The following is a 9,295-nucleotide window of genomic DNA, read 5'->3' as shown; positions in this document are numbered from 1 at the left end:
TAAAAATGTGGCAAGGCCTCGGATATTATTCACGTGCAAGAAACCTTCATTTTAGCGCAAAACAGATTGCTAATGAACTCAATGGAGAATTTCCATCAACCTATAAAGAAATTATTAAATTAAAAGGAATTGGAGATTATACTGCTTCTGCAATTGCATCAATTTGTTTTAACGAACCAACCGCAGTTGTAGATGGAAACGTTTACAGAGTGCTTTCTCGCTATTTCGGAATTAAAACACCAATTAACTCGTCTGCAGGAATTAAAGAGTTTAAAATACTGGCACAGACTTTAATTGACGAAAACCAACCAGGAACTTTCAATCAAGCCATTATGGATTTTGGTGCATTGCATTGCAAACCTCAAAACCCGCTTTGCGAAACTTGCCCTTTTTCTGATAGTTGTGTTGCTTTAGAGAAAAAGATGATTAAAGAATTACCTGTTAAAGAGAAGAAAATAAAAATTAGAAAACGTTATTTTAATTTCCTTGTTGTTAGAACTGATGACAATAAAACGATTCTTAATGAACGAATAGGTAAAGGAATTTGGCAAGGTTTGTATCAATTTCCGTTGGTAGAAAGTGATAAAAAAATAAACAAAGAAGCACTTATTTTATCAAAAGAATTTATGAATCTATTTTCTGATGAAACATCCATTTCACTTTTTAATACTAAAGAAATTGTACACAAACTATCTCATCAACATTTATATACGCAATTTTGGATTGTAGAAACTGCGAATTCTTCTGAAGCAACTATAAACTGGAATGAAATAAATACATTTCCTGTTCCGATTTTAATTGCAAATTTTTTAGAAAAATTTCAACCATAAAGTAATTGATATTTTTAGTACTTTTGATATAGAAACATTTAAGCTATGGCAGGAACAATAAACAAAGTAATTTTAATTGGTAATTTAGGCGATGATGTAAAAATGCATTATTTTGATGATAAAAATAGTGTTGGACGTTTCCCAATTGCAACTAGCGAAAGCTACACCAATAAACAAACTGGCGAAAAAGTAACCAATACAGATTGGCATAATATTGTTGTTAGAAATAAATTAGCAGAAATTTGCGAAAAATATTTAGCCAAAGGTGATAAAGTATATGTTGAAGGTAAATTGAAAAACAGACAATGGGAACAAGATGGTGTTAAGCGTTATTCTACAGAAGTTGTTGTTACAGAAATGACGATGTTAAGCACTAAAAAGAATTCAGAAAACTCAAATACTCAACAACCTCTACAACAAAACCCACCAGCTACTGAAGTTCCAAAAACGGTTGCAACAGAAGAAAATGACGATTTACCATTCTAATTAACTAAAATTTTAAAATTTGGACCCAGATCCCAAGCTATTATTTTTACTTTTTTCATCAATAGATATTTTAACTGCCATTAACGGAATTGTATTAATTATTTTATTAATAAGTTCTGCACTGATTTCAGGTTCAGAAATTGCGTTTTTCTCATTAAACCAAACAGATATAAACGCACTTTCTAACAACGGAAAAGAAGAAAATATTGTTGTTAAATTACTAGAAAAGCCTAGGAAATTATTAGCAACTATTTTAATAACCAATAATTTTATCAATATTTTAATTGTCTTACTTTTTGCTTCGTTAGCAGAAACTTTATTTGGTGATTTTAATTATCAACTTAACCTCTACTTCTTTATAGTACCTGTTCGTTTTTTATTAGAAATTATTTTAGTTACTTTCTTAATCCTCTTATTTGGCGAAGTTTTACCAAAGGTGTATGCTTCTAGAAATGCACTTCGTTTTTCTAAAGTAATGTCTAAATTTATAAACATTATAAACATTATTTTAACCCCTTTTAGTTTGCCTTTAATCAATTTAACAAAATGGGTTGAAAAAAAACTAGGTAATAAAAATACCAATTTTTCTGTTGAAACACTGTCACAAGCTTTAGAGTTAACATCACAAGGAGCAACAACTAAAGATGAACAAAAAATACTAGAAGGAATTGTAAACTTCGGAAACACAGAAACAGTTCAAATAATGAAGCCAAGAATAGATATTTTTTCAATTTCTGATGATGAAACTTTTGAAGCTGTACTTAATAAAATTCTTAATAACGGATATTCTAGAAACCCTGTTTACAAAGAAAACATAGATAATATTGTTGGTGTTTTGTACGCAAAAGATTTGTTAGCGCATTTAAATAAACAATCTTTTAAATGGCAAAGTTTATTACGTGAACCATTTTTTGTGCCAGAAAACAAAAAACTAGACGACTTATTAAGCGATTTTAGAGAAAAGAAAAATCATTTAGCTATTGTTGTTGATGAATATGGAGGAACAAGCGGATTAGTAACTTTAGAAGATGTTATAGAAGAAATTGTTGGAGATATTAATGATGAGTTTGATGATGATGATTTATCCTATTCTAAAATTGATGAAAACAACTATATTTTTGAAGGAAAAACAACAATTAAAGACTTTTGTAAAGTTTTAGATGATGAAGACGAAGATCTTTTTGAAGAAGAAAAAGGAGAAAGCGAGACTTTAGCTGGTTTTATTTTAGAAATCTCTGGTAAGTTCCCAAAAAGAGGCGAGAAAATAAACTTTAAGAACTATACGTTTACTATTGAGGCGTTAGATAAAAAACGCATTAAACAAATTAAAGCTACCAGAAATGCGTAATATTTTTTTATTGATTTTTGCAATCCTTTTTATTTCTTGCAAAGAAGATGTTTTGCCAAAACCAAAAGCATATTTAAGTTTAGTGTACTCTACTAAATCTTATGAAAATTTAAAACTAAAAAGACCTTATTCTTTTGAAGTATTAAAAAATACTACTGTAATAAATGAAGGTGATAATTGGTTAACAATTAAATACCCTAATTTAAAAGCCTCTATAGATATTACCTACAGACCGGTTGAAAACAACATAAAAGAACTCTTAACCGAAGCAGAAAAATTAGTTTTTAAACACGCAGTTAAAGCTGAACAAATTATCCCAAAGGATTTTGTAAATTCTAAAAAAAGAGTTTTTGGAAGTATATATGAAATTACAGGAAATGCAGCTTCTCACATTCAGTTTCACATTACAGATAGCACAAAAAACTTTATCAAAGGTTCTTTGTATTTCTATGTAAAACCTAATTACGACTCAATTTTACCCGCAGTAGACTACATTAAAGAAGATATTTTACGTTTGGTAGAAACATTAGAGTGGAAAAAGTAATTATTATGAAAAAAACTTATTTGCTATTATTTTTACTATTTACAACTTATACTTATTCTCAAAAAAAAGAAAAATTTAAATCTGGAGTAGAATTAACAGAAGCACAAAAAGGTTCTAGTTACAATACACCAAAATCGATATTATTTGAATTTTCTGGTAATACACATTTAATTTATTTCTATAAAGATTTATCAAAAAAAATAAAAAAAAGCTTTAGAAAAAGCGGGATTAAAGTGAAATTTAATTACAATTTAGTTGGTGGTAATTTTAAAGAAGATTTAAAGGAAATTCCCAAAAAGAAACATAGTTCTTTAAACTTTAAAAGTCTTTGCAAAATAGAATTAAGCAACTCCAAACATTTTAAGAATAAATATGCAGATGTTAAAAAAAGAAAGCAGCAGTTTAACCTAAAGATCAATCTTCTAGAAAAGGAAAAAATTATTTTGTTTGCTACTTTAGAAGTAAAAACTTTTTTCACAATTTTAACTCAAAATAAAGAAGTAAGTAAACTCTTATTAAAAGTTCTTACAGAATAGAATAAAAATCAAGTACTTCTACCTGTTTTACAAATTAGAAAATAAAACGTTAAAAAAAAATCATAATTTTTTAGTTATTTGCAACACTAACTAAATCTTAAAATTATGAAATTCAAAGCTTTAAACCTTTTTACAGGAATTTTAATACTATTTCTTGTAAAATCTTGTGTAAAAAAAGAAGTTGTTAAATTAGAAATAGCACCAAAATACGCTGTATCTGTTTCACAAACGAACAATACAAATGCACCAGCTTTGCAATCATTTACCCATGCAGAATCTATCTCTGGTAAAGAATGGCTTTTGTTTGCAGGTAGAACAAATTCTTTAGATTCTTTAAACGGAGGAATTCATAATTTAAACGGTAATTATGCAGGTTCATCTTTTACACAATCTTCTTATAATGATGTAATATATGTTTATAATCCTAAAAAAGATGAAATTTCTGGAAGTTTAACTATTGCCGATTTTATTAAATTAATTGAAGAAAAAATCGAATCTTCATCAGCCAAAAACCCTTCTATTTTATCTCCATACTACGGTTTATTAAAAGTTACAAAAAAAAATACTTCAATATTTAAGAATTCGAATGCATTGGTAAAGCAAGATGGAAACTACCTTTACACACTTGGTGGTTATGGTCCAGCAGATTTTTCAAATCCTAAAAAAGGTTTTATTACATACAACCACGTTGCAAAGATAAATGTTAGTAATCTAATTAAATTAGTAAAGGAAAAAGCTTTAACAAATAAAGAATGGCTAGATTTAATGAAAGTAGGTAAAAATGATAAACTGATTAGTACAGGTGGTGAATTATATAAATACGGCGAAATTTTATACCTTTCTGCTGGTCATAATTTTGGAAATACAGCCCCAAATGAGGGTCAAAAATATGTAGATGCAATTTACCCTTTTACTCTTAAAAATAACAAAGACAATAAATTTGCTTTAGACATTACAACTAATACACCAATTTCTGACGTTAGCGCCCCTTCAAATAATGGTTCTGATACTACATCTGTTTTCAGGCGAAGAGATGGACCAATTTTACCTTCACTTTATAAAAACCCAATAAACAAATCAATAGAAAAAAGTATAGCAATTTATGCTGGTGTTTTTAAACCTGGTCATCCATTAAAAGCATGGAAAGATGCCATTTATGTTCACCCAAATTGGGCAAATAGTGAAAGTAAACTATACACTTACGATACTGCTTATGATCAAGAAAACTATAACGTATATTCTTGTCCGAGTTTTGTTTTATTCGACTCTAAATCTAACAAGTTACATTCGTATTTAATTGGTGGAATTGGTGATGGTAAAGGAGCTCCAAAAGGACATTTATCTGGCTTTACAAACACAAGTGTACATATTGAAATGAATGTAGACAAATACCCATTAAAAAGTACGAAACAAGTTTTAAACTATAATATTTTTACAAATGCCAAAGAAAATAACAAACCATATTATGGAGCGGAAGCAATTCTGTTTCCTAATAGAAACTTGAGCTATTCTAAATATTCTGAAGAAATTATTGATATAAATTCTACTTTTTCTGATCAACAAAAAACAATTGAAATTGGTTATATTTTTGGTGGAATTGAAGCTTTTGAATCTAACCCAGGAACTTATGGACCGAAAAAATCTCAAGCATCAAATAAAATTTGGAAAGTAACACTTACGCAACAATTTTAAATTAAAACTCTAAAAAAAGGTTTTAGCAACTTGTTAAAACCTTTTTTTATTAAATTATTTGCATTTTTTGCAACAAGAAAGAAGCATTCATGTTTTTACAAACGCCATTTTTTAAGGTGTAATCGAAATGCAATTCATCTTCAATAATTTCTGCATCAAAATAATAGTTTTTAATACCTAAAAACTCATTTTCTAATTCACATAGACTTACATCGTGTGTTGCAATAATTCCGGTAGAATTCGAATTAGATAATTTTTCTACAAATTTTTTAGAACCAATTGCTTTATCTCTACTGTTTGTTCCTTTTAAGATTTCATCTAAAATGATAAAATAATCTTCATTTTCAATTTCATCTACTATAAATTTTAATCGTTTTAATTCTGAATAAAAATAAGATTCATCTTCAGTTAAAGAATCTGTAGTTCGCATACTTGTAATCAATTTTATTGGCGAATATTTAAATGATTCTGCACAAACAGGCAAACCACAATTGGCCATAACAATAGACAAAGAAACCGTTCTCAAAAAAGTACTTTTTCCTGCCATATTTGCACCTGTAACAATAAAAAACTCTTCTTTATTAATTATAAAGTCATTGTCTATTCTCTTTTTTGAATCCAATAAAGGGTGTCCTAAATTAGTTCCTTTTACAACTTCTTTTCCAACTGTTATTTCAGGAAAAACAAATGTTGTTTGATTAAAGTTAAAATTTGCTAAAGAGTTTTGTGCATCAAAAAATGCCACAACATCAAACCATTTTTCTACTGTATGCTTGTAATTATAAATCCATTTTTCAGTTTTACAAGCATTGTTTATATCCCAAAGAAAAAAAGCATTTCCAAAAATGGCTATCATTAAATTATTACGTTGATCGAAACCATCTAAAATTTTAGAGAATTCTTTAAAGATAACTGATGCTTTCTTTTTTTCAGAATTTATAATTTCTTGTTTTTCTTTTAAAACTTTTGATGAAAATTCTTCACCTTCAATTTCATTTAATAAAACATGATATTGTTTAAATGTTTCTCTTACACTGTCGGTCTCTGAATATAGTTTATTTGTTTGCTTAAGAAATCTTCCTGTAATAAATAGCCCTAGAAAAAACCAAATTGTAAGATATGTGAAAGATATAATTCCGAAGGAAACCAAACCAATTAAGGTAACCGAAATAATTGAAAAAATAATTTGTACTAAAACTAAAGGCTTTGGAAAAACTGACTGGTAACTATGTATCCATTTTACCAAAAACTCTGGTGTATTTTTAACAACAACCAAGCTTGCTAATGCAGAAAAATGTTGCCTCCATTTCACTTTTTTAGAAAGTTCTTTTATAGTATTCTGCTTCTCTAAAATTTCATCAGTTTTATTTTCCGTAAAAGCGTTTGCAAGTAATGCTTTACCATCAAAAGTTACGGTTCTATTTACATATTGAAAAAAAGAACCAATACCAAAAAGATCGATATCATTGCTATAAAAATGGGTAGCATCTACAAATTCTTCACCTGAATCTAGATGATGAAAATTTCTATCTAAAACTTTAATTTCAGTTGAGTTTATTTTAATTTTTGCATCAACAATATTTCTTTTCCTTTTTAAATCTACATGTTTCACAACCAAAAAACTAAACAGTAAAACACCTAAAAAAACAATAATAAAAACATCTGGATATTTACCAAATGTTAGATATATTAAAAAACAAGTCGCTAAAAAAACAGCGAATCTAAAAATACTTAAGTTAACCGAATCCTTTTTTAAAATAACTGCTTCTTTTTCTAATTCAGTTCTTGTATTTGTATAAAATTTTAAAGGTTTTTTCATTTAATTATTCTCGTTCTAAAAATGTTATCTCTAATTTTTCAGCTAAATTTCTTCCGTAAGTTACGGCATCATTTATTTTATTAAAAGAGGCTATTTTGTATCGATTGTTTTTTATATCCCAAATTGTAACTTCACATTCACCTCTAGGATTTAAGAAAGTTGTTACTCTTTTTAAAGTTCTAATATACTCCCATTTACCAAATCCAAAAAACCCGGCAGACCAATAAGCTCTGTATCTCATTAAATTAAAATCGAAATGATGATTTAAAGTAGCAGAAAACTTTAAACCCATGCCTACAAGAAATATTAAACCAGCCAAAGTTTTAAAACTATTAATGTAATATTTCTCTGAGTAAGCAAGAGATACATTTTTGTAAAACATAAAAATTACATAAACTGCTAATGAAAAAAAGACAGCTGCCAAAAGTCTTTCATACCATGCTCTTTTTTGTGAAACTATTTTTAAGACTCCTTTCTTTTTCATTTTAATAACTAGAAATTCCGCCAGTTAAATTAAACACTTTTAAGTCTGGATATTTGTTTTTTAATTTTACCGTTGCTTTGTAACTATTAAAACCTCTTTGGCAAACCATCACGTATGTCTTGTTTTTATCTATGGTAATTTTCTCTGCGTCAAAGGTGTTTATATGAATTGTTTGCTGCACTTCAAAAGGTAGTTCTAAATCATTTAAAACCGCAATTATTTCAAGATTTCTCGACTGATCTCGAAATGACAATAATTCTTTTAACTCTTTGGGAGATATTTGCCATTCAGAGTTTTGACCAGAACATGCAGCATCAACATATGTTTGGATTTTAAAAAGCTTCGCTATTTTCTCTTTAATAAATGTTGATTTTAACTTCATTTTAAGCTGTGTGTTTTGAAGTGAATTATAAATTAACAATTGATTTATTAATGGTTTTCCAATTCCTGTAATCAACTTTAAAACCTCATTTACTTGCTGTGTAGCTATCAACCCAACAATAGAATTTAAGGTTCCTGTTGCTGAACAATTAGGTACATCTGTTGCCATTTCCGGAAAAGCATCTCTTAAGTTTGCTGAATAATCACCGTTTTCTTGCAAAACATTAAATGTAGCAACATAACCATCAAACTTATACAAAGAACCATAAACCAAAGGTTTATTTTTAAGAACACAAGCATCATTTAAAAGATACTTTGTGGGTAAAGAATCTGTTCCATCAACAACTATATCAGCCTTTTCTATTAACTCAAAAACATTTTCTTTTGTAATTGGTTTATTAGTAAAAGTAACTTCTGTAAATGGCGCTCTCTTTTTTATAAATTCTGATAAAACTGCTGCTTTTGATTGGCCTACATCTTCTAAAGAATAAAAAACTTGTCTGTGTAAATTCGAAATATCAACTGTATCAAAATCCACCAAGTGGATTTTCCCGATTCCGCTAGAAGCCAAATAAACTGCAATCGGACTTCCTAAACCTCCACAACCAACTACCAAGACAGATGCGTTTTGTAATTTTTGTTGTCCTACTTCACCAATTTCTTGTAAAGTAATTTGACGTTTAAAAAGTTGATTTTTTGTTGATTTCATAAATAACTACTCCTTACAGAAAGTGCCTTTTTGTCTTGTAATTCCTCCATTTTCAGATTTAAAACCCGCATTATACTTCACACAGTTACCTGTAAATCCAGTCATTTCAACAAGAATTCCATTCTTTTGATTTAAGTTAGTTAGGTATTCATCTAATTCCATTTTTTGCTCATCATAAGTTAATCTATAACTACAATCGTTAATCCATTCTATTTTTTCAAAAGTGAGGTTTCCAGTATTTTCGCCATTTATCCATTCAATTTGAGTATTAACTTTTCTAATTATTAAATATTTTTTTATGCTTTTATCTCTTTCTATTGAGTATTTAGTAATACTGTCTTTACCCGTTGTGCATTTAAATAATACTAATTTTTAAGTTGTTAATATTTCTATCAAAAGTAAACTTATTAATGAATTGAATAATTGTTAATGAGGTTAATTTTGAGAGTATTCTAGTCTTAAAACC

10 protein-coding genes and 1 pseudogene are annotated in these 9,295 nt (G+C 28.1%); 6 read left to right on the top strand and 5 right to left on the bottom strand.

Going from position 1 to position 9,295, the window contains the following annotated elements; genetic code table 11:
- The 6 genes from V3V28_RS01455 to V3V28_RS01430 form a co-directional block, all read left to right on the top strand.
- On the top strand, positions 1–830 hold an 830-nt coding region (locus tag V3V28_RS01455), incomplete at its 5' end, for an A/G-specific adenine glycosylase (protein WP_331363240.1).
- A gap of 45 nt (positions 831–875) precedes the next feature.
- Positions 876–1,316 carry a single-stranded DNA-binding protein gene (locus V3V28_RS01450; protein ID WP_331363239.1) on the top strand — a complete coding sequence of 147 codons (441 nt, stop codon included), beginning with the start codon at positions 876–878 and terminating at the stop codon, positions 1,314–1,316.
- Positions 1,317–1,335: 19 nt separating this feature from the next.
- Positions 1,336–2,664: a gliding motility-associated protein GldE gene (gene gldE, locus V3V28_RS01445; protein WP_331363238.1), complete on the top strand. Its 1,329-nt coding sequence runs from the start codon at positions 1,336–1,338 to the stop codon at positions 2,662–2,664.
- Positions 2,657–3,208 (top strand): gliding motility lipoprotein GldD, encoded by a 552-nt coding sequence (gene gldD / locus V3V28_RS01440; RefSeq protein WP_331363237.1) that lies wholly within the window; start codon positions 2,657–2,659, stop codon positions 3,206–3,208. Before gldE ends, gldD begins: the two co-directional genes overlap by 8 nt.
- Before the next feature lie 5 nt (positions 3,209–3,213).
- Positions 3,214–3,744 (top strand): hypothetical protein, encoded by a 531-nt coding sequence (locus V3V28_RS01435; protein ID WP_331363236.1) that lies wholly within the window; start codon positions 3,214–3,216, stop codon positions 3,742–3,744.
- 105 nt (positions 3,745–3,849) lie between these two features.
- Positions 3,850–5,436, top strand: coding sequence for a hypothetical protein (locus V3V28_RS01430; RefSeq protein WP_331363235.1), 1,587 nt, complete (start codon positions 3,850–3,852; stop codon positions 5,434–5,436).
- A 49-nt stretch (positions 5,437–5,485) separates the two neighbouring features.
- On the opposite strand, the gene V3V28_RS01425 is transcribed toward V3V28_RS01430, so the two are convergent.
- The 5 genes and pseudogenes from V3V28_RS01425 to V3V28_RS01405 form a co-directional block, all read right to left on the bottom strand.
- On the bottom strand, positions 5,486–7,255 hold the full coding sequence (locus V3V28_RS01425; protein WP_331363234.1) for a MutS-related protein: 1,770 nt from the start codon (positions 7,253–7,255) through the stop codon (positions 5,486–5,488).
- A 4-nt stretch (positions 7,256–7,259) separates the two neighbouring features.
- Complete coding sequence (locus V3V28_RS01420) at positions 7,260–7,739, bottom strand: hypothetical protein (protein WP_331363233.1); 480 nt, start codon at positions 7,737–7,739, stop codon at positions 7,260–7,262.
- 1 nt (position 7,740) lies between these two features.
- Positions 7,741–8,829 carry a HesA/MoeB/ThiF family protein gene (locus tag V3V28_RS01415; protein WP_331363232.1) on the bottom strand — a complete coding sequence of 363 codons (1,089 nt, stop codon included), beginning with the start codon at positions 8,827–8,829 and terminating at the stop codon, positions 7,741–7,743.
- A gap of 6 nt (positions 8,830–8,835) precedes the next feature.
- The gene (locus tag V3V28_RS01410) at positions 8,836–8,991 is read right to left on the bottom strand and encodes a hypothetical protein (protein WP_331363231.1); all 156 of its coding nucleotides are present in this window, start codon (positions 8,989–8,991) and stop codon (positions 8,836–8,838) included.
- 193 nt (positions 8,992–9,184) lie between these two features.
- Positions 9,185–9,295: pseudogene (locus V3V28_RS01405) on the bottom strand (IS982 family transposase); the annotation flags it as partial.

The organism is Polaribacter sp. (assembly GCF_036480315.1).
Taxonomy (GTDB): domain Bacteria; phylum Bacteroidota; class Bacteroidia; order Flavobacteriales; family Flavobacteriaceae; genus Polaribacter.
The sequence above is the reverse complement of the archived record's forward strand: the minus strand, read 5'-3'. Positions and strand labels throughout refer to the sequence as shown.